The sequence below is a fragment of the Gracilibacillus halophilus YIM-C55.5 genome (assembly GCF_000359605.1).
Classification (GTDB): domain Bacteria; phylum Bacillota; class Bacilli; order Bacillales; family Amphibacillaceae; genus Gracilibacillus; species Gracilibacillus halophilus.
On record NZ_APML01000003.1, the window covers coordinates 1 to 26,907 of the forward strand.

General features: G+C 39.4%; 26 protein-coding genes and 1 pseudogene. 19 read left to right on the forward strand and 8 right to left on the reverse strand.

The annotated features are described in order from the left end of the window. Nucleotides 1-33 precede the first annotated feature (33 nt). Nucleotides 34-1,437: a Na+/H+ antiporter NhaC family protein gene (locus J416_RS00210; RefSeq protein ID WP_003462493.1), complete on the reverse strand. Its 1,404-nt coding sequence runs from the start codon at nt 1,435-1,437 to the stop codon at nt 34-36. Nucleotides 1,438-1,606: 169 nt separating this feature from the next. Between J416_RS00210 and J416_RS00215 the strand changes: the two genes are divergently transcribed. The 6 genes and pseudogenes from J416_RS00215 to J416_RS00240 all read left to right on the forward strand — a co-directional run bounded on the left by J416_RS00215 (nt 1,607) and on the right by J416_RS00240 (nt 8,413). Then, nucleotides 1,607-2,632, forward strand: a complete 1,026-nt coding sequence (locus tag J416_RS00215; RefSeq protein ID WP_003462495.1) for an alpha/beta hydrolase family protein — start codon at nt 1,607-1,609, stop codon at nt 2,630-2,632. 18 nt (nt 2,633-2,650) lie between these two features. Next, nucleotides 2,651-3,028, forward strand: a complete 378-nt coding sequence (locus J416_RS00220) for a VOC family protein (protein ID WP_003462496.1) — start codon at nt 2,651-2,653, stop codon at nt 3,026-3,028. Nucleotides 3,029-3,108: 80 nt separating this feature from the next. Next, a complete protein-coding gene (locus tag J416_RS00225) occupies nt 3,109-3,723 on the forward strand; it encodes a hypothetical protein (RefSeq protein WP_003462498.1) in 615 nt (204 codons plus the stop codon). A 22-nt stretch (nt 3,724-3,745) separates the two neighbouring features. Then, the gene (locus J416_RS00230; RefSeq protein ID WP_003462500.1) at nt 3,746-4,510 is read left to right on the forward strand and encodes a sugar phosphate isomerase/epimerase family protein; all 765 of its coding nucleotides are present in this window, start codon (nt 3,746-3,748) and stop codon (nt 4,508-4,510) included. 132 nt (nt 4,511-4,642) lie between these two features. Then, nucleotides 4,643-7,653, forward strand: a pseudogene (gene lacZ, locus J416_RS00235) (beta-galactosidase, LacZ type). Nucleotides 7,654-7,777: 124 nt separating this feature from the next. Next, on the forward strand, nt 7,778-8,413 hold the full coding sequence (locus J416_RS00240) for a DUF624 domain-containing protein (protein ID WP_003462502.1): 636 nt from the start codon (nt 7,778-7,780) through the stop codon (nt 8,411-8,413). A gap of 139 nt (nt 8,414-8,552) precedes the next feature. Here J416_RS00240 and J416_RS00245 read toward each other — a convergent pair whose 3' ends face one another. From J416_RS00245 to pxpB, 3 genes are read right to left on the reverse strand one after another with little or no spacing between them, the layout of a single operon-like run. Beyond that, on the reverse strand, nt 8,553-9,281 hold the full coding sequence (locus J416_RS00245; RefSeq protein ID WP_003462506.1) for a 5-oxoprolinase subunit PxpA: 729 nt from the start codon (nt 9,279-9,281) through the stop codon (nt 8,553-8,555). 4 nt (nt 9,282-9,285) lie between these two features. Continuing rightward, a complete protein-coding gene (locus J416_RS00250; protein WP_003462521.1) occupies nt 9,286-10,251 on the reverse strand; it encodes a 5-oxoprolinase subunit C family protein in 966 nt (321 codons plus the stop codon). Continuing rightward, on the reverse strand, nt 10,248-10,931 hold the full coding sequence (gene pxpB / locus J416_RS00255; protein ID WP_003462524.1) for a 5-oxoprolinase subunit PxpB: 684 nt from the start codon (nt 10,929-10,931) through the stop codon (nt 10,248-10,250). The genes J416_RS00250 and pxpB overlap by 4 nt, the downstream gene beginning before the upstream one ends. A 202-nt stretch (nt 10,932-11,133) precedes the next feature. Here pxpB and J416_RS00260 point away from each other — a divergent pair, with 202 nt between their 5' ends. After that, nucleotides 11,134-12,864, forward strand: coding sequence for a methyl-accepting chemotaxis protein (locus J416_RS00260; protein WP_040512451.1), 1,731 nt, complete (start codon nt 11,134-11,136; stop codon nt 12,862-12,864). Between the two features lie 154 nt (nt 12,865-13,018). Here the strand turns inward: J416_RS00260 and J416_RS00265 are convergent, their stop codons facing one another. Continuing rightward, the gene (locus tag J416_RS00265; RefSeq protein WP_003462530.1) at nt 13,019-14,056 is read right to left on the reverse strand and encodes an FUSC family protein; all 1,038 of its coding nucleotides are present in this window, start codon (nt 14,054-14,056) and stop codon (nt 13,019-13,021) included. A 189-nt stretch (nt 14,057-14,245) separates the two neighbouring features. Between J416_RS00265 and J416_RS00270 the strand changes: the two genes are divergently transcribed. Beyond that, nucleotides 14,246-14,689 carry an IDEAL domain-containing protein gene (locus tag J416_RS00270; protein ID WP_003462533.1) on the forward strand — a complete coding sequence of 148 codons (444 nt, stop codon included), beginning with the start codon at nt 14,246-14,248 and terminating at the stop codon, nt 14,687-14,689. Between the two features lie 190 nt (nt 14,690-14,879). Then, nucleotides 14,880-15,875 (forward strand): Gfo/Idh/MocA family protein, encoded by a 996-nt coding sequence (locus J416_RS00275; protein ID WP_003462536.1) that lies wholly within the window; start codon nt 14,880-14,882, stop codon nt 15,873-15,875. A gap of 261 nt (nt 15,876-16,136) precedes the next feature. Here J416_RS00275 and J416_RS00280 read toward each other — a convergent pair whose 3' ends face one another. Together J416_RS00280 and J416_RS00285 are read right to left on the reverse strand one after the other, a co-directional pair. Continuing rightward, complete coding sequence (locus J416_RS00280; RefSeq protein ID WP_003462538.1) at nt 16,137-18,149, reverse strand: penicillin-binding transpeptidase domain-containing protein; 2,013 nt, start codon at nt 18,147-18,149, stop codon at nt 16,137-16,139. A gap of 88 nt (nt 18,150-18,237) precedes the next feature. After that, entirely contained in the window at nt 18,238-18,828 is a 591-nt protein-coding gene (locus tag J416_RS00285) for a class D sortase (protein ID WP_003462540.1), read from the reverse strand. A gap of 298 nt (nt 18,829-19,126) precedes the next feature. Between J416_RS00285 and J416_RS00290 the strand changes: the two genes are divergently transcribed. The 3 genes from J416_RS00290 to J416_RS15595 all read left to right on the forward strand — a co-directional run bounded on the left by J416_RS00290 (nt 19,127) and on the right by J416_RS15595 (nt 20,313). Continuing rightward, the gene (locus J416_RS00290) at nt 19,127-19,456 is read left to right on the forward strand and encodes a helix-turn-helix domain-containing protein (protein WP_003462543.1); all 330 of its coding nucleotides are present in this window, start codon (nt 19,127-19,129) and stop codon (nt 19,454-19,456) included. A 133-nt stretch (nt 19,457-19,589) separates the two neighbouring features. Beyond that, nucleotides 19,590-20,099 carry a VanZ family protein gene (locus J416_RS00295; protein ID WP_003462545.1) on the forward strand — a complete coding sequence of 170 codons (510 nt, stop codon included), beginning with the start codon at nt 19,590-19,592 and terminating at the stop codon, nt 20,097-20,099. 58 nt (nt 20,100-20,157) lie between these two features. Beyond that, on the forward strand, nt 20,158-20,313 hold the full coding sequence (locus J416_RS15595) for a hypothetical protein (protein ID WP_156809470.1): 156 nt from the start codon (nt 20,158-20,160) through the stop codon (nt 20,311-20,313). 70 nt (nt 20,314-20,383) lie between these two features. On the opposite strand, the gene J416_RS00300 is transcribed toward J416_RS15595, so the two are convergent. After that, entirely contained in the window at nt 20,384-21,016 is a 633-nt protein-coding gene (locus J416_RS00300) for a YigZ family protein (RefSeq protein ID WP_003462548.1), read from the reverse strand. A 133-nt stretch (nt 21,017-21,149) separates the two neighbouring features. On the opposite strand from J416_RS00300, the gene J416_RS00305 reads away from it, so the two are divergent. The 7 genes from J416_RS00305 to J416_RS00330 all read left to right on the forward strand — a co-directional run bounded on the left by J416_RS00305 (nt 21,150) and on the right by J416_RS00330 (nt 26,817). After that, complete coding sequence (locus J416_RS00305) at nt 21,150-22,178, forward strand: sensor histidine kinase (RefSeq protein WP_003462551.1); 1,029 nt, start codon at nt 21,150-21,152, stop codon at nt 22,176-22,178. 2 nt (nt 22,179-22,180) lie between these two features. Then, nucleotides 22,181-22,300: an ATP-binding protein gene (locus J416_RS16490; protein WP_003462555.1), complete on the forward strand. Its 120-nt coding sequence runs from the start codon at nt 22,181-22,183 to the stop codon at nt 22,298-22,300. A 109-nt stretch (nt 22,301-22,409) separates the two neighbouring features. After that, nucleotides 22,410-23,111, forward strand: a complete 702-nt coding sequence (locus tag J416_RS00310) for a response regulator (RefSeq protein ID WP_003462556.1) — start codon at nt 22,410-22,412, stop codon at nt 23,109-23,111. A gap of 285 nt (nt 23,112-23,396) precedes the next feature. After that, the gene (locus tag J416_RS00315; RefSeq protein ID WP_003462565.1) at nt 23,397-24,242 is read left to right on the forward strand and encodes a DegV family protein; all 846 of its coding nucleotides are present in this window, start codon (nt 23,397-23,399) and stop codon (nt 24,240-24,242) included. A gap of 51 nt (nt 24,243-24,293) precedes the next feature. Next, the gene (locus J416_RS00320) at nt 24,294-25,646 is read left to right on the forward strand and encodes an ATP-dependent helicase ComFA (protein ID WP_003462568.1); all 1,353 of its coding nucleotides are present in this window, start codon (nt 24,294-24,296) and stop codon (nt 25,644-25,646) included. 2 nt (nt 25,647-25,648) lie between these two features. After that, on the forward strand, nt 25,649-26,344 hold the full coding sequence (locus tag J416_RS00325) for an amidophosphoribosyltransferase (RefSeq protein ID WP_040512456.1): 696 nt from the start codon (nt 25,649-25,651) through the stop codon (nt 26,342-26,344). A 59-nt stretch (nt 26,345-26,403) separates the two neighbouring features. Continuing rightward, nucleotides 26,404-26,817, forward strand: coding sequence for a TIGR03826 family flagellar region protein (locus J416_RS00330; RefSeq protein WP_003462575.1), 414 nt, complete (start codon nt 26,404-26,406; stop codon nt 26,815-26,817). The last annotated feature ends 90 nt before the right edge of the window (nt 26,818-26,907 follow it).

A 26,907-nucleotide genomic window follows, 5' to 3' on the forward strand; every position in this document is an offset into this window, starting at 1 on the left:
TCTCAACTTCAGCAGATTTACTTTTTGAATATGTTAGAAAAACATAGCTATGACGCCATACAAAATCGTAGAGATTGCTACGGCGATGCTTGCAGGAACAAGTTTGTAGCGTGCATATTTCAATGGATTCATTCCCATGATTTCAGCGATCGTAATATTGTTATCACTTAACGGTGATGTAATCGAGCCGAATGATCCACTAGCAAAGACCGCACCAATAACAAGCGTCAATGAGGCATCTCCGGCATGGGCAAGAGATATTCCAAGCGGCATCAGAATCCCCCATGTCCCCCATGATGAGCCAATAAAATAGGAAATGAAGCCACCAATTAAAAAGATAACAGGCGGAATAAACATTGTCGGAATCCAACTGACATTATTCGTCACAAATTCAGAAAGCCCTAAGTCTTCAGTAACTAATGATAACGCCCATACGACAGATAATAATAAGATGACCGACATCAAATTATTTCCAGAACTAATAAACTCTGGGATCATTTCTTTCAACGTATTGTTTTGCGCTAATTGAACAATGAATGTAACGAGCACAGTGATAAATAACGCAACAACCATAGCTTGTAGGACATCAGCTTCGATAAATGCTTCAAAAAAACCATATCCCTGTGAATAACCGTCCCACCACGTTAAAATGAGTGTGAGTACAATCACTAAAACGACGGGAACAATCAAATTCCATGGTTTGGAGGGTAGATCATCAGCAGTCGCATGGTTTTCTTTGTCCTCTTGAACCTTGTTTGGATCACGGTCATCATCTTCATTCGTTTTTTCTTTCGAATGACGAAGTAAGACAAATAAGGTTCCGATGATAATCATACTAATAGCGAAAAAATTAAAAGGAATACTCTGGATAAATAATGCATATGGTTCAGCGTCAATGTTTTGATTTTGCAATCCCATTTGAATCACGGAAACCATGTAACCAACTAACGCCGTTGCGATAGGGATCAAGACAATAACAGGCTGTGTACTTGTTTCGATCATAAAAGCAAGTTCTCGTCTTGTCATATGAATTTTTTGTAATAAAGCTTTCATAATCGGGGCAACGGTAACAATGCGAAAGCTCGGTGCACTAAATGTACCAAGTGTGGAAGCCCATGTCAGAAGTAACGCTTCCTTTTTGGAATCAATTTTTTCAGCGGTTAACTGTACAAACCCTTTGATCCCACCAGATACTTTAATGATGCCAACTAACCCAGAAAATAAGTAAAGAAATATAATAATCTTCAAATTGTTAATGTCCGTTAAACTGTCGACGATGTAATTGACAGTTTGTTGAATGCCGCCGAGAAATGTCGGTTCCACCATATAGGCTCCAACGACTAATCCTAATACTAATCCCGGGAATACCTGCTTTGTGGCGATTGCAGCAACGATAACGATCATAAATGGTAATATAGCAACCCAAGTCCCCTCCATGGCAAGTTCTCCTTTACTGAAAAGTGCTATACGATAGTGTGCATCAATCCGATATTCCTATGCACAATCATTTTCCTTGGTTGTTAAATAATTTTTCTCAAAAAGGAAAATCATATATAATAGAGTCAGCTCAATAAAACGTTTTCAAATCCGAGAAAGGGGATATTGCATGAATCAGTTGGATCATTTGTTTGACCAATTTTATCAACAGGCCATGGAAGATTCGTTTCAAACGGCGGGCCCTGTCGAAAGAAAGTACGCATTAAAACAGCGGTTATTCGAGTTACTAGGCGATTTTTCTCATCTTGATGAACACATACGTCCTCTAGAAGCTACTATTATCGAATCAAAAGACTTCCCAGAATACACCCGTGAATATGTCCATTTACCGTTAACTGAACTCGTAGAAGTAAATATGTATATTTTAACACCTAAAAATCAACAGAAGAAGCATCCAGCAGCACTCGCTTTACATGGTCACGGCTACGGTGTAAAAGCAATCGTTGGATTAACGGAAGATGGTGAAGAAGATGAAGAAAACAACGACATTCATCATCATTTTGCCGTGCAACTAGCTAAGCGAGGTATCAAAGTGTTCGCACCTGAAATTATCGGTTTTGGCAAGCGGCGACTGTCTCAGGATATAGAAAACGGACACCCTAAATCTTGTGAACAGATGGCATCAAACTTGTTGGTGCAAGGGAAAACGTTAGCTGGTTTACGGATTTGGGAGGCAAAGAAGTTATTAGGTTACATCGAACAGTGTCAAGATGTTAAAACAGATCGAACAGGCATCATGGGGTTTTCTGGCGGTGCTTTAGTCGCAGCTTACACAGCAGCACTCGATCATCGAATTCAAGCGACAGTGTTAACTGGTTTTGTTAACACCTTTAAAGGTAGCATATTAGCGATGCGTCATTGCCTTGACAATTATATTCCCGGTATGTTGAATGTGGCTGAAATGCCGGAATGGATTAGTTTAATCGCCCCGCGACCTCTGTTCATTGAATCTGGCAAAGACGATCACATTTTTCCTGTTGACACTGCAAGACAAGCGATTGATGAATTAGCGACTTATTATGAAAATCATGCTGAAAATTTTGCGTATGATATTTTTGACGGCGGCCATGAAGTTAATGGGAATCGTTCATTTGATTGGCTTGCAAATAAACTTGAGGCCTCAATAACAAAATAGGAGAGGAGTGAGTCGAGTATGTTTACGCTCGAACGAATTGATCATGTTCAGTTAGCTGGACCTAAGGGATGTGAAGATGAAGCCAGACATTTTTTTGGTACCGTCTTAGGATTAAAAGAAATAGAAAAACCAGATGTATTAAAGAAGCGAGGAGGTGTATGGTTCCAAATGGCTGACCAACAGTTGCACATCGGTATTGAAGACCCATTTTCACCAGCAAAAAAAGCACATCCTGCATTTGAAGTCGATCGATTGGATCATTGTATCGATCGGCTACAACATTATCAGATTTCTTATCAGGAGGATGATAAATTGGAAGGAGCTAAGCGAATCTATGTCCATGACCCTTTCGGCAATCGATTGGAACTATTGGAATGGATAGTTGAACAGAATTGATTGACAACGATTTCATAGATGAAAATTTGTGATATAATAACTAAAGAGATAGCGAGTTTAATAGGGGGCAATGGGTAAAGATGAAAAGACTTTGGCAAACGTTACGCACGATGACATTTACAGAAGCACTTGATTACATTTGGGAATATTATAAAGTCCATCTATTTGGTATTGCGATAGGACTATTCATCTCGATTTCCATTGTATCAAGTGTGTTTGGCAAAGATCCGGTTCAATATCATGTCATGGTCGTGGGGCAGGTAACGTATGAACAATCAGAAGCGTTTTCCAATGAAATCAACGATGAGTATTTTAGCGATTTTGAAATTGCTGTTGATAGCATTCTTCATGATGGTGGTGAATGGTCCAATCAGTCGTATGGCCAAGTGCAAAAATTCACAGCACGTTCAGCCACGGGCATGATCGATCTTCTCGTAACAGATAAAGGGTTTGCCAACATGATTTTGGAACAAGAAGGGTTGCGCCCGATGGAAGATGTCATTGACGTGGAGCAATTTAGCGAAGAGGCAACCCATCAATTGGGAACGGATGACGTTTATGCGGTCAACGCCGATCAATTTCACGTATTTCGCGATTCAGAAGCGTTAAAAGATAAAGTGGTAGCTGTCATGTATAATTCTGAACAAAGCAATTTAACGGATGACGTGTTGCAAACGTTACGTATGGATCAATAATACCTAAAAAGTGAGTGATTATGTGAAGCTAGGATTATGTTCTATCACATTTCGTGATCGTACACCCGAACAAATTATTGATGTAGCGAAACAAGCCGATTTAGATGCGATTGAATGGGGTGGTGATATTCATGTTCCGCCTGGAGAGGTTATGACGGCAAAACATGTGAGGCAAATGACGGAAGCAAACGGGCTAACGATTAGTTCTTACGGCTCCTATTATCGTGCTGGTTTTGCATCAGAGAATAATCATGACTTTTTAACCATCCTTGATACAGCAGTAGCCTTAGGCGCACCATCGATACGGATTTGGGCTGGTATGTATGACCCAGAGGATGCCAGTCCACAGTACCGAAGTAAAGTTGTAACGGATACGAAGCGGATGGCAGATATCGCCCAACAAAAAAATATAGCCATTCATTTTGAATCACACGGTGGTACATTAACACGAACAAAAGCGAGCGCTAGACAATTGATGGAAGATGTGTCACATCCGAATGTGTTTTTATATTGGCAGCCAGCGATTGGAGAATCGGTTAAACAACGATTAGTCACCATTGATGAACTTCATCCATGGATTTCAAATGTTCATATTTTTCATTGGACAGAAGAAGAACGATTGCCGTTATCAAACGGTATGAAAGAATGGAAGCAATACTTACGAGCGATCGAGAGTGATGGCAAAGAACGTTATGTTTTACTTGAATTCGTTAAAAATGATGACGTGAAACACTTTATGCAAGATGCAGCTACATTACACAAACTAAAAGCGGCCATCGAATCTTAATATATGATCGTTTTTTGTAACCGTTTTATAACTGGAGGGGATCACATGAATAAACAAAAATTCACGTACACTGCACCTGAAAATGGATATCCTGAATGGAATCATAATCCGCATATTTTCCAATTAAATCGGATGCCTCAACACGCAGAAGCCATTCCGTATCAGAATGTTGATCAAGCTTTTAAAGCACAACGAGAAGAATCTCCTTACGTTTACTTTTTAAATGGAACATGGAATTTTCATTTTGCTAAAAACCCAGAGGAACGGCTAAAAGATTTTTATCAACTAGATTATGATACATCGGATTGGGATGAGATCACGGTTCCCGCACATTGGCAACTCGAGGGCTATGACTATCCCCAATATGTTAACACAAGATATCCGTGGATCGAACATGATGATATTGAACCACCTTTTGCACCAACGAATTACAATCCGGTTGGTCAATATGTGACAAAATTTCATGTATCAGATCTGTGGCGTGAGCTTCCAATCATTCTTCATTTTCAAGGCGTGGAGTCGGCTTTTTATGTTTGGTTAAACGGTGAATTTGTTGGATATAGCGAGGATACATTTACGCCTGCAGAATTTAATATCACACCATACATAACCGATGGGGAGAATCACTTGGCGGTTGAAGTGTATCGCTGGTCGGATGCGAGTTGGTTGGAAGACCAGGATTTTTGGCGCATGAGCGGTATCTTCCGTGATGTTTATGTATATGCCATACCAAAACTACATCTATATGACCATTCGATTCAAACCATTTTCGATCAAACGTATCAAGATGCCAGATTAAACGTTCAGGCTGAGATTATTAATTATGACGAAAGACGGTTTGACCAAGCGGAAGTGAAGATGACATTATTAGACCAAGACGACCAGAGGGTGAGCACGCAACAATTTTTCCTTGATATCAATCAAAAACCAAAAGCAAAAATGTCGTGTGAAACCATTATTTCCCATCCGAAAAAATGGAGTGCAGAAGAGCCGTACTTGTATACATTGTTGTTTGAATTAGTCGATGAGAACGGTGAGACAATAGCTTACTATACTTCAAAAGTCGGCTTTCGCCAATTTGAATTAAAAGATGGCATTATGATGTTGAATGGAGAGCGGATTCTTTTTAAAGGTGTCAATCGGCATGAATTCACCGCTGAACATGGACGAGCTGTGACGCGTCAAGATATGATCGACGATATAGTCCTTATGAAACAATATAATATCAATGCCGTGCGTACGTCACATTATCCAAATCACCCTGATTGGTATGATTTATGTGATCAATATGGGTTATATGTGATTGATGAAGTGAATCTAGAAACTCATGGGACTTGGCGATATGGTCAAGAGACGCTAGAGAACACACTTCCAGGTAGTAAGCCAGAATGGACAGATAACGTACTCGATCGGTGTCGATCGATGTTTGAACGAGACAAAAATCACCCTTCCATTCTCATTTGGTCACTCGGTAATGAATCGTTCGGTGGGGATAACTTTTTGAACATGCAAGCGTTCTTTAAGGAAAATGATCCAACACGCCTCGTTCATTATGAAGGTATTTTTCATTATCGTGAGTCGGAAGCTGCATCTGATATTGAAAGTACCATGTATCGGAGTCCGAGTGAAGTCGAATGGTATGCAAAACAACCGGGTGAAAAAAAGCCATATATATTATGTGAGTATAGTCATTCAATGGGCAATTCTACTGGTAATCTGCATAAATACACCGAATTATTTGATCAATATCCTGTTTTACAAGGTGGATTCATCTGGGATTGGAAGGATCAAGCCCTTTGGCATCAAAAGGCGGACGGTCAACCATTTTTAGCATATGGTGGCGATTTTGGCGAATCACCCCATGATGGCAATTTTGCAGGTGATGGATTAATTTTCGCTGATGGTAGCATTTCACCGAAGTTACGCGAAGTGAAAGCTTGTTACCAAAATGTAAGCATTCACCCCATTGATGTGACGGATGGTCAGTTTACGATTCGTAATCAATTTTTATTTACACCACTAACCGCATTTCAACTCATTTGGACGATTGAAGAAGAAGGGGAAATGACAGCAAGCGGTACGATGGTGTTAGAAACAAACCCGCAAGAAGAAGAGACGATCAACTTAGCCTTTCCGGAAAAAAGTTTCACCAGTGATGCCGAACAAGTCGTCACACTGTCATTCGTTTATCAAAACGCGCCATTTTGGGCAGAAGAAGAACATGAAGTAGCGTTTCAGCAATTTGTCGAACCGGCTCGTCCATTGTTGCATGAGTCAAAAGGTAGCGTGCAATTCACAGAAGCAGATGACAAGTTAGTCGTGTGTGGGCAAGATGTTACGGCTACTTTTGACCGTGAAACAGGTCTTTTTACCTCTTATCAAGTAAATGGACAAGAAATGTTGAAGCAAGCACTTGTCCCTCATTTTTGGCGAGCTGTAACGGATAATGACCGTGGCTTTCAATTGCAAAAGGAAAGTGCTGTTTGGCGTGAAGCTAGTTTATCACGGACGTTAGCTCATGCACATGGCAAGAACATGAGGATCGCGTGATCGTTCAAAGCACGTATCATTTGCCTACACAACCGAAAAGCATCGTCACACTCACGTACTCGATGGATGCCAGTGGGGCGGTGGATGTCGAACAGTGTTTACAACCAGGGGCAGGCCTTCCGATCATTCCAGAAGTCGGTGTCCGTTTTGAACTAGATGCATCGTTTCAAGATTTGCGATGGTATGGAAAAGGACCGCATGAAACGTATTGGGACCGCCAAGCAAGCGGAAAGATCACCGTGCATAAAGGAAAAGTAGAAGAGCAACTTGAACCATATTTGCGACCACAAGAAAGCGGAAATAAAACGGAAGTGCGCTGGTTAGACATTCGTAATGATCAAGCGCGCGGTATAAAAATATCTGGTGCACCTGTCATCAATGTAAATGCAAACGCGTATTCACCTTTTGAGTTAGAAGAAGCTGACCATCATGTGGAATTAGAAGCGAGCGACAAGGTAAATGTGCGCGTATCAGGTTGGCAAATGGGTGTTGGCGGCGATGACAGCTGGGGGCAACGCGTCCATCCAGAATATACATTATTTACGAATCGAAATTATCGTTTTGGCTTTCGTATCCAACCGATTGTTGATTAATATTTGAACCATTTTTATAGAATCGTCATCCGGGCTTTAGATAAAGTCCGGATTTTTGTAAGTTTAAAATCTATGCATCCGGACAAAATAATAGTAATAATGCTACATAGGAGTAGGTGATTGGATGCATCAGTCAGATTCAACATTTTTCCGAATGTTACGTGTGATTGCTTCGTTTTTTACATTGCAAGTGTTATGGTTTTTCTTTTCGTTAGGCATGATTACGATTATCCCTGCCACACTCGCCATGTACGCAGTCGTATTGGATTGGTCCAAGCATGGAATCGATATTGAAATTTGGAAAACATTTTACCATTCATTTACATATCATTTGCGCAATACAACATATTTTGGTGTGACGTTACTAGCGTTCTGTATTATTTTTGCATGGAAAGCATCTGTTCTATCGATCGCACCAGCTGTGATGGATACGTATTTGCGCTGGATTTGGTTATTTGTAGGCGGGATATTTTTACTCACTTTTATGTCAATCGTTCCATTTTTAGTCATTTCTCATTTGAAAGGGATTCGGTTATGGAAAAATGCTTGGGTCGTATCCATCTCGACATTGCCACAAGCACTCTTTCTCGTAGGCTTAACCATTTTATTAATAGTAAGCGCCGTATATCAGCCGTTAGCTTTTCTTATGTGCATGGGTTTATTTGCCTTTATTCATATTCAAGTCTGGCAGCGGGCGGTGAAGCAGAAACTACCAGACGATTTTCTAGATCAATGTCTATTTAAACATCAATATCGATAGAATTTTAAAAAAGTGAGTGATTGTATTCTCAAGTTTTGAGGATTTATTCTCAAGTTCAGCACATTTATTCTCAACTTTTGCGTATTTATTCTCAAGTTCAGCGATTTTATTCTCAACTTCCGCGGATTTATTCTCAACTTCAAGTAATAACTTCCCGAATCGATTGTACGACTTGTAATGCCTCATTCGTATCGCCATGAACGCAAATTGTATCAGCCTGGATGGGAATTTCTTTTCCATCTGTACTTTTGACAACGCCTCTGTCTACCATTCCTTTCACTTGCTCCTGAATTTGCACGACGTCTTTGATCATAGCATGAGATTCAGTTCGTGGTGTAAGACTTCCGTCAGTTTGGTAGGTACGATCAGCAAATACTTCATGAGCCACAGGTAATCCTAATTTCTCACCAGCTCTTGTTAATTCACTATTTGATAGTCCAAACAACGTAATGGATGGCTGAAAATCATAGACTGCTTGGGCTACAGCTTCGGCTAGTTTCCGCTGTTGACAGGCCATATTGTATAAAGCGCCATGTGGCTTGACATGATGCAGTGATTCACCGATTGCTCGGACGAAGCCATGAAGTGCGCCGATTTGATACAGCACCAATTGATAGACCTCTCGCGGTTTAACATCTATTTTACGACGACCAAATCCTTGTAAGTCATCAAACCCTGGATGAGCGCCCATTTTTACTTGATGTTTGCTCGCTAATCGTACCGTTTCTTGCATCGTACGTGCATCCCCCGCGTGAAAACCACATGCAATATTAACAGCATCGACGAGTGGGATTATCTTCTCATCATTTCCTAATGTATACGCGCCAAAACTTTCACCGAGATCACAATTTAATGAGATACTTTTCATCCATTTATACCTCCTTCCACAATTGGTTGGTCAGTTTTTGCATCATTGTCAAAAAACGATCGCGTTCATACAACCATTCCATCGCATCATTTAATGTACATTTCTTCAATTGAAAAGGTTGACCAGGTCGTAATTGACTCAGTTTCGGTAAATCGACTTGAGCAATTTGTCCGATCTTCGGATAACCGCCAGTTGGTTGACCATCTGCCATTAATACAATCGGCTCACCACTTGGTGGGACTTGAATCGCACCAAATGACGTTGCTTCTGTCAGTAACTGCTTATCTTGCGGATAGTGTAAGCGCCCGCCGTTGATACGGTATCCCATTCGGTTCGACTGACTCGAGATTTGCCAGTCAATTTGTTCGAATAACTGCTTCGTTTTTTCATCAAACCATTCGTATTGTGCTCCTTCCATGTAATGAATCACTGGATAAGAAGTAGTGATATAATCGAATACTTCTGGATTGATATAACTAGGTTGCTGTCCGGTGGAAACGATAGCGGATCGTATAGGAATTTCATCACCATTTTGCAAGGGTCTCGTTAATAAATGATCATGATCAGCACGGACGATCGTACTTTTACTCCCGAGTAACGATTCGACGTTTATTCCACCTTTAATCGCTAAATAGCCATAAATCCCCGTTTTCGCTGTACGTAATTGAATGACATCTCCTGCTGAAACAGCGACTGCTTTCCCATATGGAATCAGTTGTTCGTTGATATTGGCCGACATATCCGCACCGGTAATGGCAATAACTGTATCCGTCATGCATTCAATCGTAGGCCCAATGACACTCATTTCTAAAACTGCTTCACTTGCTTCGTTTCCAACAAGAAAATTGGCGAGTTGCATGGCATAATCATCCATGGGACCATTGACTGGAAAACCGAGCGAACGATATCCGTATCGCCCTAAATCTTGAATTGTCGTATGTACGCCTTGTTCAATGACTTTTAAACTCATGAATGTTTCTCCTTCCTGCGATAACTCTCGTAGGTCTGTTTGGAAATCGGATAAAATTGCACCTGATCGCCTGGTTGAAATAACGTCGGTTGCAAGCGATGAAAATGTAATAGAGAAATAGGTATCCGACCGATAATTTGCCATCCTCCTGGTGATGTACTCGGATAGATCCCGGTTTGTTGACCAGCGATACCGACCGATCCTTTAGGGACTTCTCGTCTCGGTGTTTCTTTTCTCGGTGTTGCAAGTTCATCGGATAAGCCGCTCAAAAACGGAAATCCAGGTGAGAACCCTAAAAAAGAGACTGTATAAGTTACACTTGTATGCCTTGCGATCACTTGCTCCATCGATAATTGATGTTTACGTGCCACTTCGTCGATATCGAGGGCAACAGATGGATGATAACAGACGGGAATTCGATGTAGTGTATGTTGATTGTTTGTTCTATTGGATTGTATGTTAAACGATTGTATATAGTTTGCTACTTGATCATGAACAATTCGTAATGGATAAAAATATACCGTTAGTGTTGTATACCCAATCACGGATTCAACAAGCCAGTCTGGTTTTTCTTCTGCAAGCTGGTGATGAAGTTGTAATAGCGTTTCTTGTGCTTGTTGAGACAGCTCATCAGCGACTGTAAACATAACGGCATTTTCTGTGACATATCTCGTTTGCATCCCACCACCCCTTTGTAACTTCGTTCGTTCTTATTATATCGAAAACTCGTATCACAGAAAAATATTTGGATGAATGATGCTATTCCAACAAATAGCGGTCATAAATATATAGTATTATAGTCATTGTTGTGATAAAATATAATCGTATTAGTAGTTATTAAGAATTAGTTTAACATGACTAAAATCATGTTCGGCATCAAGAATGGGAGGATTCATTTTGCGGAAATTGTTTCAAAAGTTAAAGTTTAACAATGTAAAAGTAGGATCAAAATACGGAATTATCGTAGGATTTGTATTAACGTTATTCGTCATTTCTGCCGTGGTTGTCTGGTTTTTCTTGCAAAATATTAACAATGATATTGAAGCACTTGAACGACGGGGCGACCGTGCGATGAATGTAACAGAGATGGGATCATTACTTCGTGCGAAAGCCGTTCGTGTTTTTCAATATGTTGATAACCCCTCTGCCGATTTGGAAGAAGAATATACGAGTCGGAGCTCACAGTTTTCCGAATTAAAGAACCAATTAGAACCAAAAATGACTACAGATGAAGAAATCGCATTATTTAATGAGATTGTCGACCTTGAACAACAAATGAATCGAAACTTTAATGAAGTGGTTACATATATGGGTCAAGGTGAGATGGGCAGTGCCGATGTAGTCGCAGAAAATGCACATAAAGCACAATCCGATGCCGTAACTACATTAGAGGAATTAAAAACACTTGTTAATGAACAACGAGCAAATGCCATTGAACAAGCTAAACGGAGTGAAACGATAGCAGTTATCGCATTAATTGTAGCCATTGCAGTTTCGCTTGTATTAAGTATTTTACTAATTACGATTGTCAATCGTATCATTTCTCGTAACTTACAAAATGTGGTTGATGTAAGTAATCAAATTGCTGAAGGTAATTTACAGACTGAGCAAATTACATATAACGGAAATGATGAAATTGGCCAACTTGCTGACTCGGTCAATACAATGAGCGGCAGTCTTCGTTCCATTCTTACGAGTCTTGCTGAAGTGTCTGATACAGTGAGTGCACAAAGCGAAGAACTGAATCAGTCAGCTGGTGAAGTGAAATCAGGTACCGATCAAATTGCTACAACAATGCAGGAACTAGCTTCTGGTTCAGAAACACAAGCCAATAATGCGAGTGACGTTTCAACGAAAATGAGTGATTTTACGAATAAAGTGACAGAAGCAACGAATAAAGGCGAACAAATTGAGAATAATTCATCAAATGTCTTGGATTTAACCAATGATGGCAAAGAAATGATGGATACATCGATTACCCAAATGAATCGTGTGCATTCAATTGTAAAAGATTCAGTGGAAAAAGTGCGTGGCTTAGACAGTCAAACGCAAGAAATTTCCAAACTGGTTTCTGTTATTAATGATATCGCAGAACAAACCAATTTATTAGCATTGAATGCAGCTATTGAATCTGCTCGTGCTGGTGAACACGGAAAAGGTTTTGCCGTCGTTGCCGATGAAGTGCGAAAACTCGCCGAACAAGTTTCTGATTCCGTTTCTGATATAACAGGAATTGTGGATACGATCCAACAAGAGTCTTCCACAGTGACTGAATCACTAGAAAATGGTTACAATGAAGTGGAGCAAGGAACCAATCAGATTAAGCAAACCGGTACAACTTTTGAACAAATTAACGATGCCGTTAACGATATGGTAAGCAGCATTCAATCGGTAACGACAAACTTGCAGCAAATGAGTACCAATAGCCAAGAAATCAATGCATCAGTTGAAGAGATTGCCTCGATTTCTGAAGAATCGGCTGCCGGTGTTGAACAGACATCCGCATCAGCACAACAAGCAAGCAGTTCAATGGAAGAAGTATCATCAAGTTCCAATGAATTAGCCAAACTAGCAGAGCAACTGAACACATTAGTACGACAATTCAAAATATAAGAAAAAACCGGGCGCGTGTAGAAGAGCGTCCGGTTTTTTCGCAAAATTATTTGTTGTTTCGCAAGATTATCTCTAAGATCGCAAAATTATCAGCGTTTTCGCAAGAATACTTTAATTATCGAAAAAATCCACCAGTATTCCAGCAAAGCACTTCTTATCGCTGTTCCTGTTGATTCGTTATGATATCTTCAACCAAATTATAAATCGATAATAATTCATATAGTATAATCACTTCTGGCGTAAACAACGTATCTTGCAATTCTTCTTTCGGTTTTTTGCTTTCCCAAAATTGATTCATTAATTGCTTTACTTGCCTGCGATAAGCGCTTGCTTTATAGTGACTCGGATATTTCATGAAATCAACCAATGTTTCAACCATTTCAACAATATTCGTGCATTCAGCGTTTGACCAGCAAACATTTTCCAAAGGTGTATTGATTAAATTGCCCATATGATAGTGAATCAAGCGCAACTTCGTTAATTGATGTTTTTCCGTAATAAATGTTCGCTTCGTTTCCGTATCTAAACGATGATATTTAGCCTCATCCTCTTGGAATGACAGTAGACGATCGGTTTGATCAAGTTCTGTTTTTAAATCTGCGAATCGATCGCGGATTTCCTGATCGTTCAGATGACGTTTGGATTCAATGATTAATTGCTTCATAATCATTTCTAATTCTTCACCCGTTTTAGTGAGCACATCATCAAGATACGTCTGAATTTTTTCAGTATAATTCGGCGGCAAAATAAACATGTTTACGACAGTTGATACGAATAAACCGATGGTCGTTGTCCCCAATCGAATAAAAAAGGAAATAAATAAATTAGCATGAATCACTTCGATCATAGCAACAGATGTCAACGTAGCTACAAGCAATCCAGCATGCAAGCGCAAACGAAAACATGTAATAATGGTGAACAAGGCTGACAAAGTATAGGTAAGCGGCGAATTCCCAAAAAGAAAAATGAAAAGTACCGCGTAACCTGATCCAATGGCTGATGCTGGTAGACGAATGAACCCTTTCTTAATGGATTGTCCAACAGTTGGTTCTATAGTCACGATCGCTGTAATAACAGCAAATACAGCGGGCCAGTCTAGCCAATGACAAATCAATGATGTTAAAAAGACGGCCAGAGCTGTTTTGATCACTCGTCTACCTGCGATTCTGACTTTTAAATGCTTCCATTTCATGAGTAAGACTCCTTCTAACGATCTATGTGTTAGTATATCGCATTGCACACAATAGAACCACCATCCAAAAAATTTTTCTATAAAGTAAGAAATTAATTGGAAACGCTTTCTTTATTGTTGCATATCATGTAAAATAAGAAGTATCCGCATGGAAGTTTTGTTTTTCGTAATATTGAGGAGGTGGATGACATGCTTTCCATTAAAATGTTTAAACCGTATTATGTGAAAGAAGAAGGCCATTATATTCGAGTAGTCTTAGCCTATCAATATTTTTCACTATCATTGGATGATCAAATATACCATTTTGTTCCTCTCGAATCACGAGAAATTCGAATGAATCGAGTGACACATGAAATAGAAAATCAACAAGATGTTTTTGTTTTTCAAAAAGGGAAATCATATAATCATATGAAATTAGCTGAACTCATGCAAATTCCAGATTTTCAAGAACATCTAGCTTATATATTGAATCCGTATATGATGGTTACTGATAATCAGCAAAGAGAAGACGAGATTGATCAAGTCATTTTTGAATTAGAACGCATGAATCTCATCCGGTTGATTGACCAATCATTAGATGAAAAAAATTATGAAGATTTTCTGTATTATTCAAGCAAGTTAAATGAAATGTGAGCGTAGCAGTCGAATCATGGCTGCTGCTTCTTTGTCTCTCATCATTCCTAAATAGACAGTAAGTTCTTCGCATTTGACTGTGTGATTTTGTAAAATAACAATAGGAGGTCTTTGTTGTGTAACGAAAAATGAAAGCGCAACAATGAATGAAGGTTGTTAGAGAATATTTTGGAAAGGAAAGGTGAAGAGAATGGTTCATCTGAAATGGGGCGTATTAAGTACAGCGAATATTGGAAAAACACAAGTGATTCCAGCGATCCAACGATCAAAAAATGGTGAAGTCGTAGCCATTGCGAGTCGAAACAAAGAAAGCGCCAAACAAGCAGCGGAAGAATTAAACATCCCGCATACATTTGATTCATACCAAGCTTTACTTCAAGATACGGCGATTGATGCTGTGTATATTCCGTTGCCCAATGGTTTACATAAAGAGTGGGTAATAGAAGCAGCCAAACATAAAAAACATATCCTTTGCGAAAAACCAATTGGCATCAATCAGCGTGAATTGGATGAGATGATGGCAGCTTGTGAAGTCAATGACGTTCAACTCATGGAAGCCTTTATGTATCAATACCATCCACAACATGAAAAAGTGAAGCAATTGATCAATGACGACGTGATAGGGAAGATTTCATTTGCTCGTTCTAGTTTTGCTTTTTACCTTGACGATCGTTCCAATATTCGTTTAAATCATGATTTAGGCGGTGGTGCTATGTATGACATTGGTTGCTATACCATTCATGCTATGCGTAACATGTTAGATGCAGAGCCGGTTACCGTCTATGCTAGTGGAAAATACGATGAAGTAAGTCAAGTTGATACGACGATGTCAGGCGTATTAACTTTCGCGGATGGGATTATTGCTTCGTTTGACTGTAGTTTTGATACATTGCCGCGACAAGTATATGAGTTTGTGGGTTCAAAAGGGAAAATCGAAGTGACGTCACCATTCCGTCCAGATGTGAATGAGAATATGGCAGGCGAGATCATAGTGACCACTGATAATGGCGAAGTGACGACTCATTCCGTTTCAGGCGATCAATATACATTAATGGTTGAAGATTTTGCTTCGGCAATTATTGAAAACCATACGCCATTGTATACGACAGAGCAGATGACGCATCAAATGAAAACCTTAGATGCCGTTTATAAAAGTAGTCAAACGGGGGAACGGGTCATTCTATGAGAAATATGTGATTTACCGGGAAATCTAGATGAAAGGAAGTGAGGATTTCCCAGTAATATGTGATTTACCAGGAAATCTAGATGAACAGGAGCGAGGATTTCCCAGTAATATGCGTTTTACCCGGAAATCTAGATGAAAAGAAGTGAGGATTTCCCAGTAATATGTGATTTACCCGGAAATCTAGATGAAAAGAAGTGAGGATTTCCCAGTAATATGCGTTTTACCGGGAAATCCTCGTATTTATATGACTGCCTATCATATTTATTCTAAATCTGCTATGGATTGGGTGACTTTTTCGGCGACATAAGCACTACCATGATCTTGACCTTCAATATTTTCCACCATCATGGAGATGATCATACTGTGGCCGTCAGGATAACCAACAAACCAGCCATTTTCTTCTCCATCCTCTACATCCTGGGATTGTTTTAATTCTGCTGTTCCTGTTTTACCAGATATCTCCACACTAGAGATGTTTGCACTACTACCTGTACCTTCTGTCATCACTTTGCGTAAAGCGTCACGAATGATAGCAGCGTGATCGTTAGAGATCAGATTTTCTTTCCAAGTGCCACCATCTTCATCTTTTTCTAATATTGGCTGTACAAGGTTTCCTTCATTTAAGAAAATCGAATAACTGGCTGCTAAATGAAGAGCACTCATTTGTAATTCACCTTGGCCATAGCTCGTATCAGCTAGAAGCACTTCATCATCGAGTGATCCGTCAGATGAAATGGTGCTCGTTGGGAGGGGATAGGTAAAAGGTATTTCTTCGTCAAACCCAAAGTTTTTTAATCCGGTCATCATTGTTTCACTTCCGATTTCCAATCCTGTCTGGGCGAAATAAATGTTGTCCGACCGCACCAAAGCGTCCGTTAGATCAACAGGGCCTGATGATTCAGATACACGAGTCACTTCATAATTGCCCCAGTCATCTTGCTGCCAAGTTAATCCTTCAATCGATCGTCCTGCGTCTGGATCAAGAGAGCCGTCTGTTAATCCAATAGCACTCGTAATCGGTTTAAACGCTGATCCGGGTGCAAAAGTTGAAGCAAACCGATTCAGTAAAGGATTTTGAGGATCCTCTTGCCATTCGTTCCATTGATCTTGACTTAATCCAAATATAAAGGCATTGGGATCGAATGCTGGACTACTGACTAAAGCCAATGTGTCTCCTGTTGTTGGATGAATAGCAGTAGCTGTACCCGCATCTCCTTCAAGTGATGTAAACAATCGCTCTTGTACATTGATATCGATGGTTAATGTAATGTCTTCACCATTTTGCACTTCTTTTTCAGCGATAGTTGCGATCTCATCGTCGTCTTTTTCTGCATAAAGCCGAACACCTTCTTCACCTCGCAGTCGTTCCTCAAATAATTCCTCTAGACCGCGCTGACCAATCATATCATTTTCGGAGTAAATAGTTTCATCGACTTCTTCTAGTTTTTCTGCAGTGATCGGCGCAATATATCCCGTTAAATGGGCGGTAACTTCACTATATGGATACAGTCTTTCAGTTGTTGTCTGTGAGAGAAGTGGACGCATCGCATCAACTGCTTCTGCTAAGTCATTTTCTTCTAGATTCTGAACCACTTTCAATGGAACAAAATCGGTCGGACGAACCCAATTTTGGTTAAGTGCTTGATCAATGTCTTCAACGGTTATATCGAGAATATCAGCAATTTCTTGTTTTTCCTGATCAGCGTTTTCCTCAGAAAAATAGTCTTGAACAACACCTAATTCATAAACGCTCCCGTTGACGGCTAGACCTTCGCCGTTTCGGTCAAAAATTTCTCCGCGCACCGGCTGAACCGTTTCCATGCCTACATCTGCACCATTTTCAAGTTCAGGGAAAATCAATCCAGGGTGCCAATTGACGAGCCAATCGACTTTAGACTCTCCATCCACTGTTTCTTCCTGTTTGACCATTTCGATATTAGATTCAAATGAAATTGGGCCCGCAAGTGTTTCCATTTCAACGGTTAAAGGAAAGGTTTTCTTTTGTTTATCTTCATTGTCTGTATTTTCTGAATCTGGTGTTTCAAAGGATACGGAAAGATTACGAACACCAATATCGTTATATATTTTTTGATACCGATCGACAAAACGTTCTTTTTCCACATCTTGCACCATTTCATACATTGACTCGAAATCTTGACTTTTCCAATGATCAGTGTACTCTTGTAGTCGTTCTTCTGGCTGCACTTCCTCGTCATTTGAACATCCAACGAGTAGTAAGAATAAACCAATACATATGAACACAATTTTTTTCATATACGATGTCCCCCTCTTGTAATATACATGTAAAAAAAGCGTATTGTATCAGAGTCAATACGCTTATCAATACTAGGTTTTAGCTCTCTTATTCATAGATCGGCTTGGCATAAATAATATATCGTTCAGGAGCATTCCCAATATAGGAAAATGGATAACAGGTTGTAATCACTAATTCTTCCTTAGGTGCCGTTGATTGAATAATTGACGTATCATCGGCATCAACAATTTTCGAATCAACCATTTCATATTCAAAGTTTCCATATGGAAGTTCGACCATAAACGTATCTCCAACTTCAACTTCACCTAAACTTCGAAAAACCGTATCTCGGTGACCGGACATAACAATTTGATCGTTTTCTGTTGGATACGCAGAAGTATCATAATGCCCAACACCTTTTTCCAATTCCTCGGGATCTGTACCTTCAATAATTGGAAGTTCTGCTTCGATGGCAGGAATATGTAAGAAACCAACGGCATCGCCTGTATTTGGTGAGAAATTTTCTATCGTTCTTTGATGAGAGCTTGAATCTTTCGTTTGATTTTTGGAATCTTCCAAGCGCTTATTTGCTTCATTGGCTGCTTGTTGTTCAGCTGCTTGGATGTTGAAGTATTGATAACCACCGATACTTAGTAAAACGATTCCAATCATGATAAAGAGGAAAGCAAGTTTTTTCATAACTAGAATGCTCCTTTAACATTTCTTATCTCATATTATACTAATTATTAACATGAAATGCACGTAGAAGTAGAAAAAATCTTTCTGCATAATTTGATAGAATTTGCAGAAAATCGACAAACTCGTTATAATAGGTAGCTGTAGTTCTGTTTTGAGAACTTTATTACGATTCGTAAACGATTTTTTATCATATTATCCGAAAAATCAATTTATTTCGACAAAAATTATTACTTTATATAGAACAGTAGGTAAACTTGTGTTATTATGGTAATTGAAATGAGAAGGTGGGTGAAATGTTGTGATAGGTGAAAAGATTCAAGAATTAAGAAAAGAAAAACGAATGTCGCTGTCTGAGCTAGCTGAACAAGCTGGTGTAGCTAAATCTTACCTTAGTTCAATTGAACGAGGTATTCAATCGAATCCATCCATTCAATTCATTGAAAAAGTCGGTGCTGTCTTACACGTATCAGTAAATGAGTTGATCTTAAGTCAAAGTGATGAAGAATTGATGCAACAATTGGATGAAGATTGGTTGAAGCTAGCAGAAGAAGCGATGAATTCCGGCATTTCTAAAGAGCAATTTAAAGAATTTGTTGAATTTAATAAGTGGAGACAAAATCAAAATTAAACAGTCAGTATGTAGTGGGTAGTCAGTCGCCTTTTCTGTTTTAAGAATCGGTGGCTGGCTTTTGTTTTGCGATTAGCGAGGAGCTTCGTACATTGATTTATTCTCAACTTTTCAATTTTACGGAGGGATGATCATGAAAAAGTGGTTGTATTGGCTGCTGCCGTTAGGATGGATGGGCGTTATTTTTTATTCATCCGCACAACCTTATCAACAGCAAGATATCAAACCATTTTTAGGCGGTACATTCGATCTATCATTTTTAATACCATATGTAGACGGAATATCGTTTGTCTATCATCAGGAAGTGGTTAGCGTCGGTGCCTTAGGTATTGAGGGTTTTATCGAATTTTTTATTCGCAAGGGAGCACATTTTACTGTATTCTTTCTGTTAGCGATATTCTTTTTTCTCGCATGTCAGAAAACGGTACAGAAACGATCACCTCAACTAATAGCATGTTTTGCATTTTTTTGTACAATAGTGTACGCTATGTTTGATGAATGGCATCAAAGTTGGACACCGAATCGAACACCCTATGTCGGTGATATATTGATAGATAGTATAGGTGCTGGTTTTGCAATTTTTTGTTTACTAATTTGGATAAAAAAGAAACATGGAAATCGACGTCAACGTCTAATCGTTTAAGAACGAACCTTATTATAGAATCATATATTAATCACAGAGATCGAAAAGGGGTGAGGACTTGTCGGAGCAAGAAATGTATCGAAGCATATTGCAACGAATGATAGAGCAAACGGAACGCGAACAGATTAATAATACAAAAGATTTTATTCAGACATTATCACATGAAATTAAGCAAAAACATACATTTTCGATAAAAAACTGGGAAACAAAGTAGAAGAGTGTGATCACTTCATGCACACTCTTCTTCGCAACGATTGATTAGGACACATTTCCCGGGAAATAGTTTACTGATCTATTTCCATATACGTAGGTTCACCTTCCTTGATAGAAACGGAATCATTCGTTATATTGATGATCCAATCATGAAATGCTTGTTCTTGTCCGCTTTCTACATAAAGGTGAAAAATAGCATATTCGACATAGTCAATATGATCGATCATATAAGGAGATTGGTGGAGCGCATTTTCTAACTTCCCTAATAAAGAATAATGAACAGATGCTTCAAACTTTTTGACTAATTTACGCTCGACGACTCCAGTTGTATCAATCGCTAGTGTAGTAGTACTTGAATATGCACGAATGAGACCACCTGCACCGAGCTTACTACCACCAAAATAGCGTGTAATGACAATAGCTGTATCCTTTAATTCACGTTTTTTTAACACTTCTAAGATTGGCACGCCTGCTGTTCCACTAGGTTCGCCGTCATCATGAGCCTTTTGAATATGATCATGTTCACCAATCATATAAGCAGAGCAATTATGAGTGGCATCATGATGTTTTTTCTTGATCCCTGCGATAAATTGCTGTGCAGCTTCTTCTGTTTCAACTCGTTTCACATAACCAATAAAACGAGACTTTTGTATGATTTGCTGATCGGATCCTTCATGCTTGACTGTATAGTAATTATTTAACATGATGGATGACCTCCTTTAAATTTTCTACATCGTTTAAAAACATCGAATTAGGGAAAAAGTGTGTATAAACCCCCTTATCGAATGCCCAATTCAACGAATACATATAATGGAACAGGTGGGTGATGGTTTGTCTATGGTTCAAAAAGATCGTGACTTAGATTATATAATAGATGAGATGATAGATACAGTAAAAAACAGCAAAGACGAAATTTTTCACATTGGAGAAGAATCTCGTCAAGAATATGATCAGTTGCGGGAAGAATTAGAAGAATTAAAAGAAGAAGTAACACAAGTGATTGATGAAGGCGATTATTTAGAACAACAATCGCGATATTCGCGGAAGCGCTTAGCTGAAGTTAGCAGAAATTTTCAAACCTATAGCGAAGAAGAGATTCGACAAATCTATGACAAAGCGCATCAAATACAATCGGAATTAACGATGAAAAGAGAAAAGGAAGCAAGACTAAGAGAACGGCGTGATGATATTGAGAGAAGACTAAAATCCATCGAACAAATGATCGAAAGGGCAGAAGGACTTGTTGGAAAAATTTCGATCGTACTTAATTATTTAAATGAAGATTTCCGCCAAGTGAGCGATTTGCTTCAGGATGCCCAAGAAAAACAAGCATTTGGACTAAAAATTATTGAGGCGCAAGAAGAAGAACGTCGTCGCTTATCACGCGAAATTCACGACGGACCAGCACAAATGTTAGCGAATATTTTGTTGCGTTCGGAAGTCGTTGACCGCGCATATAAAAAAGGAAACATGGAAAGTGCTGTTGATGAAATGAAAAGCGTCCGGCCATTGATTCGAAATTCATTGCAGGAAGTTCGACGCATTATTTATGACCTGCGCCCGATGGCATTAGATGATTTGGGACTCATTCCGACGATTAAAAAGTATATCACAACCATTCAAGATTATCATGATATACATATCGAATTTTTTCATAAAGGCTTTGATGACCGATTAACAAGCCAATATGAAGTGGCATTATTCCGTTTAATACAGGAATCGATTCAAAATTCCATTAAACATGCGGAAGCGGCACAAATTGACGTGAAGATTGAAATCAATGATAAATATGTCATCGCAGTCGTCAAGGATGATGGAAAAGGATTTGATGTTAGTGAAAAGAAAACATCCTTTTCGGTATTTTAGGCATGACCGAACGAATCGATATGCTTGGCGGCGAGTTCAATATTGATAGTGCAATCGGTGAAGGAACAAAAGTCGTGATCACATTACCTGCTCCTAACGAAAATCAGGATACAAATAGTTAAAAATTAGGTATAATGGCAAAAGAGTCGATAAAAAAACAGCTCAAGAATTGAATACTCATCGCTGCATATTTACGTATTTACTAGAGGATATAAATAAGGAGGTAGAACGATGGCAACGAATATTGTACTCATTGACGATCACAAACTATTCCGCGAAGGAGTCAAACGCATTCTGGAACTAGAAGCAGAATTTAATGTATTAGCAGAGGGAGATGACGGTGCTTCAGCCACAGAACTCGTTCGACAGTATAAGCCCGATGTCGTTTTAATGGATATCAACATGCCTGGTGTGAACGGTGTGGAAGCAACGGCTAAACTCATCGACACTTTCCCAGCCGTAAAAGTCATCATTTTGTCGATTCATGATGACGAAAATTATGTTACGCACGCACTGAAGTCAGGTGCACAAGGATACTTACTGAAAGAAATGGATTCAGATGCACTTATTAATGCGATTACTGTCGTAAGTGAAGGTGGTTCTTACCTACATCCAAAAGTAACGCATAATTTAGTGAAGGAATACCGTCGTCTCGTTTCAGAAGAAGGAGCCATCTATGAATCCGATGATCATTTAGAAAAATTAAAAGATATTGAACATCGACGTCCGCTTCATTTATTAACACGCCGTGAATGCCAAGTACTACAGATGTTGGCAGAAGGAAAAAGTAATAAAGGCATTTCTGAAGGCTTGTATATTAGCGAGAAAACAGTCAAGAATCACGTCAGCAGCATTTTACAAAAAATGAAAGTGAAAGATCGTACCCAAGCAGTCGTCATCGCGATTAAAAAAGGCTGGGTGGAAATTTTATAGATCGACAAAACGCTCTAGCCTCTGCTAGAGCATTTTGTTTGATTTTGTTGCTTGCTTTGAAGAAGTTGAGAATAAATTTGCTAGAGTTGAGAATAAAAAGCGCGAAGTTGAGAATAAATCCGCCAAAGTCGAGAATAAAAGCCAAAAACTTGAGAATAAATGATCAACTAGCATGCAAATATGTAGACGAAAATAAAATTTTTACCATATTTCACGTTATCACTATGCACCCTTCCTATTTTTCGATAAAATAAAAGAAACTAAACATTGGGAGAGGTACAGAATATGAAGAAAGTTGCTGTCATTACAGATAGTACGGCATACATACCTGAAGTAGTACGCCATGAACAAGATATACATATGGTTCCTTTAAACGTCGTATTCGATGAACAATCTTTTCAAGAAGAAATAGATATAGAAACCGATGATTTTTACCAAAAAGTAAAGCAAGTGGATGAATTACCAAAGACATCCCAGCCCTCGATTGGATTGATCACGGAGACATTGGAATCTCTAGCCAATGATTATGAACAAGCCGTTTTTGTTACGTTGTCCAGCGGCATCAGCGGGACGTATCAATCGGTATTAACTGCAGCGTCAATGGTGGACGCTATCGATGTTCATGCCTTTGATTCCGAGATTAGTTGTATGGCGCAAGGATATTATGCACTCGAAGCAGCCGAATTAGCAGAAAAAGGCGAAAATGCTGCAAAAATTATTGAGCGACTTGATGAAATCAAACAATCGTTACGTGCTTATTTTATGGTTGATGATTTGTCGCACTTACATCGTGGCGGTCGCTTGAATGGTGCACAAGCCCTGGTAGGAAGTATGTTACAAGTGAAACCTATTTTGCACTTTGAAGACACGAAGATCGTCCCATTTGAAAAAATTCGCACGCAGAAAAAAGCACTAAAGCGTATTTTTCAATTGTTTGATGAAGATGCCTCAACGAAAGTACCAGTTGTTGCGACCGTGATCCATGCCAATCGCGAGGAACAGGCCAAACGAATCAAACAACAATTAGAGGAACAATATGATAATGTTGAAATCGACATCAGTTATTTTGGCCCTGTAATCGCTACCCATCTTGGAGAAGGAGCCATCGGATTAACATGGTATAAAAAATAAATCAGTCATACGGCGTCTCTGCCGTATGATCGATAAAAAGGAGTGAACCCAGTGTGTGAATCCCTCGGAAAAATCCTCGCCGGGAAGCGCCTCCTCATTGACGAACTCTCGCTCCCATCAAATGAATTCCACCAACTGATTGAAAACAACCATTTACGCAAAATTCCTGCCATCACACAACAAAAATGGCGTCGTCAATGCAATCGTTGCGGCAATCAAAATCCAGCACGATTTGGTCACATTCCTTGTTCTCGATGTGACAGCACACATGTCTACTGTCGCAACTGTTTGCAAACGGGAAGGGTGCTAGCCTGTGAATCGTTGTATGAATGGACAGGGCCAGTATCCGATTGGCCATACCAAGAAAATCCATGTGCATGGGAAGGTCAACTCACGACACATCAGCAGTCAGCTGCAGACAAAATGCAACAAGTTATTGATCAAAAGCTGAAGCCTCTCATTTGTTGGGCTGTATGTGGTGCTGGGAAAACCGAAATGCTCTTTCCCGCCATTGAATTAGCGATTAAGAAGCAAAAGCGAATTTGTATCGCCACGCCTCGAGCAGATGTCGTTCGCGAACTTTACCCACGTATAAAAAGCGCATTTCCAAATACCACAATCGAAGCGTTATATGCTGATACGGCTTATCGAACAGATATTGGGCAAATCGTCATTTCCACCACACATCAATTGATTCGTTACAACCAAGCTTTCGACGTCATGATTGTTGATGAAATCGATGCATTTCCATTTCACCATGACAAAACGCTTACCTTTTTAGCGAATCGAGCAGCCAAACAAGAAGCCGCACATATTTACTTAACAGCCACTCCTCGTGCCAAACAAAAGCGGGACATTCGGCGAAAACTAATCGATGTCGTCTTCGTTCCACGACGTTTCCACGGTCATCCGTTGATCGTTCCAGAAGAAAAACTAATCATCAAATTGCGCCAAACATTAAACGACGAAAAACTCCCGCCATTTCTCATCCACTATCTCCAACACCGATCAAACAAACGACAATTATTAGTATTTGTACCGACAATTAATCGCCTGGCCACTGTAGCCAAAGCCATCGAACCTTTTGCGCAGCACTTAGAAACGGTTCATGCAGATGACACGGCCCGAAAAGAAAAAATCGATGCCTTCCGCAATCAATCACTGGATGTATTGATTACAACAACGATTTTAGAGCGTGGAGTCACTTTCCCGTCCATTGATGTCATCATCTTAGAAGCGGATCATGATGTATTTGATGAAGCTGCCATTGTGCAAATTGCTGGGCGTGCGGGCAGAAGTCCAAATGACCCAGAAGGTGATGTGATTTTATGTCATCAAGGAAAAACAAAAGCGATCGTTCAAGCCATCAAACAAATCAAAACTATGAATCAGAAAGGATTTTAACGATGCAATGTCTTTACTGTTTCACACCAATTATTACGTCAGTTACATGGTCCAATGTATTTTATCCTAGCAGTTTTCAACATTTTTGCTCAAACTGCCTCGAACAACTTTCCATGATTGAAAAGCCAATCTGCCCTCGTTGTGGCCGCCCGTCCAACAATCTGTGTATCGATTGTCACCGTTGGGAAGAGCGTCCCGATTATGCCAATGTACTCAAGATGAATCGATCCATTTTTTCATATTCAAATTTTGTCCAAGAACTCATCACCCAGTGGAAATACCAAGGTGATTACGAGCTTATCAAAGGTTTTGCCCCCTTTATTCGTAAAGCTTTTTCTGCTAACTTTGGTCAACTAGCAAAATCGCTCACCATTATTCCCATTCCATTAACCCACATGCGCGCATATGAGCGAGCCTTTAATCAAGCACAAGCTATTGCTCAAATCATTGCCAATGCATACAAAATTCCAATCATCGATGCACTGAAGCGGAATGAAGAAATCACTGAGAAACAATCAAAAAAATCACGCTATGAACGGTTGGAAACAAAAAATCCATTTTTCTTATCACAAAAACTTCACACGAATGTATTAATTGTCGATGATATATATACAACTGGAATGACGATTCATCATGCTGCAAAGCAATTAAAAAAAGCAGGAAGTCCTTCAATTTATAGTTTTACACTGGCACGATAGTCCAAATAGACTAATATATGCTATACTAAAAATAATAGAGACGAAAAGAGGTGTTACGAATGGGAGAGCTAATGAATTGTGCAAGATGTGATCAACTTTTTGTTAAAACAACCAAACCCATTTGTCAGGACTGTATCAAAGAAGAAGAGGAAAAATTTCAAATTGTATATAATTTCTTACGCGTGCGCGACAATCGTAAAGCTACCATACCAGAGATCGTCGAAGCAACTGATGTAGAAGAAGATTTAATCTTACAATTTGTCAAAGAGAATCGTCTTCGCCCATCAAAATTTCCGAATCTATCATATCCATGTGAACGTTGTGGTGAACCCATCGGCTCCGGGAAGATCTGCGAAAACTGTAGCGATGAGTTATCATCCGAACTTCACCAACAAGAAGAAATCGAACAAGTCAAAAAACGAAACGAAGACGAAGAACGCCAACGCGTCCGCACCTACTTTACAAGAAAATAGAACGAATAAGCCCTCCCAATATAAAGAGGGCTTTTTTAAGTTTTCACGCACATCAAGTCAGAATTCCTGCAGTCACGCCAGAAAAACCAA

What these genes read in the sequence shown, in the direction of transcription:
- J416_RS00210 (WP_003462493.1), bottom strand. Translation starts at nt 1,437, where the DNA reads ATGGAGGGGACTTGGGTTGCTATATTACCATTTATGATCGTTATCGTT.
- J416_RS00215 (WP_003462495.1), top strand. Translation starts at nt 1,607, where the DNA reads ATGAATCAGTTGGATCATTTGTTTGACCAATTTTATCAACAGGCCATG.
- J416_RS00220 (WP_003462496.1), top strand. Translation starts at nt 2,651, where the DNA reads ATGTTTACGCTCGAACGAATTGATCATGTTCAGTTAGCTGGACCTAAG.
- J416_RS00225 (WP_003462498.1), top strand. Translation starts at nt 3,109, where the DNA reads ATGAAAAGACTTTGGCAAACGTTACGCACGATGACATTTACAGAAGCA.
- J416_RS00240 (WP_003462502.1), top strand. Translation starts at nt 7,778, where the DNA reads ATGCATCAGTCAGATTCAACATTTTTCCGAATGTTACGTGTGATTGCT.
- J416_RS00245 (WP_003462506.1), bottom strand. Translation starts at nt 9,281, where the DNA reads ATGAAAAGTATCTCATTAAATTGTGATCTCGGTGAAAGTTTTGGCGCG.
- J416_RS00250 (WP_003462521.1), bottom strand. Translation starts at nt 10,251, where the DNA reads ATGAGTTTAAAAGTCATTGAACAAGGCGTACATACGACAATTCAAGAT.
- pxpB (WP_003462524.1), bottom strand. Translation starts at nt 10,931, where the DNA reads ATGCAAACGAGATATGTCACAGAAAATGCCGTTATGTTTACAGTCGCT.
- J416_RS00260 (WP_040512451.1), top strand. Translation starts at nt 11,134, where the DNA reads ATGGGAGGATTCATTTTGCGGAAATTGTTTCAAAAGTTAAAGTTTAAC.
- J416_RS00265 (WP_003462530.1), bottom strand. Translation starts at nt 14,056, where the DNA reads ATGAAATGGAAGCATTTAAAAGTCAGAATCGCAGGTAGACGAGTGATC.
- J416_RS00270 (WP_003462533.1), top strand. Translation starts at nt 14,246, where the DNA reads ATGCTTTCCATTAAAATGTTTAAACCGTATTATGTGAAAGAAGAAGGC.
- J416_RS00275 (WP_003462536.1), top strand. Translation starts at nt 14,880, where the DNA reads ATGGTTCATCTGAAATGGGGCGTATTAAGTACAGCGAATATTGGAAAA.
- J416_RS00280 (WP_003462538.1), bottom strand. Translation starts at nt 18,149, where the DNA reads ATGAAAAAAATTGTGTTCATATGTATTGGTTTATTCTTACTACTCGTT.
- J416_RS00285 (WP_003462540.1), bottom strand. Translation starts at nt 18,828, where the DNA reads ATGAAAAAACTTGCTTTCCTCTTTATCATGATTGGAATCGTTTTACTA.
- J416_RS00295 (WP_003462545.1), top strand. Translation starts at nt 19,590, where the DNA reads ATGAAAAAGTGGTTGTATTGGCTGCTGCCGTTAGGATGGATGGGCGTT.
- J416_RS00300 (WP_003462548.1), bottom strand. Translation starts at nt 21,016, where the DNA reads ATGTTAAATAATTACTATACAGTCAAGCATGAAGGATCCGATCAGCAA.
- J416_RS00305 (WP_003462551.1), top strand. Translation starts at nt 21,150, where the DNA reads ATGGTTCAAAAAGATCGTGACTTAGATTATATAATAGATGAGATGATA.
- J416_RS16490 (WP_003462555.1), top strand. Translation starts at nt 22,181, where the DNA reads ATGACCGAACGAATCGATATGCTTGGCGGCGAGTTCAATATTGATAGT.
- J416_RS00310 (WP_003462556.1), top strand. Translation starts at nt 22,410, where the DNA reads ATGGCAACGAATATTGTACTCATTGACGATCACAAACTATTCCGCGAA.
- J416_RS00315 (WP_003462565.1), top strand. Translation starts at nt 23,397, where the DNA reads ATGAAGAAAGTTGCTGTCATTACAGATAGTACGGCATACATACCTGAA.
- J416_RS00325 (WP_040512456.1), top strand. Translation starts at nt 25,649, where the DNA reads ATGCAATGTCTTTACTGTTTCACACCAATTATTACGTCAGTTACATGG.
- J416_RS00330 (WP_003462575.1), top strand. Translation starts at nt 26,404, where the DNA reads ATGGGAGAGCTAATGAATTGTGCAAGATGTGATCAACTTTTTGTTAAA.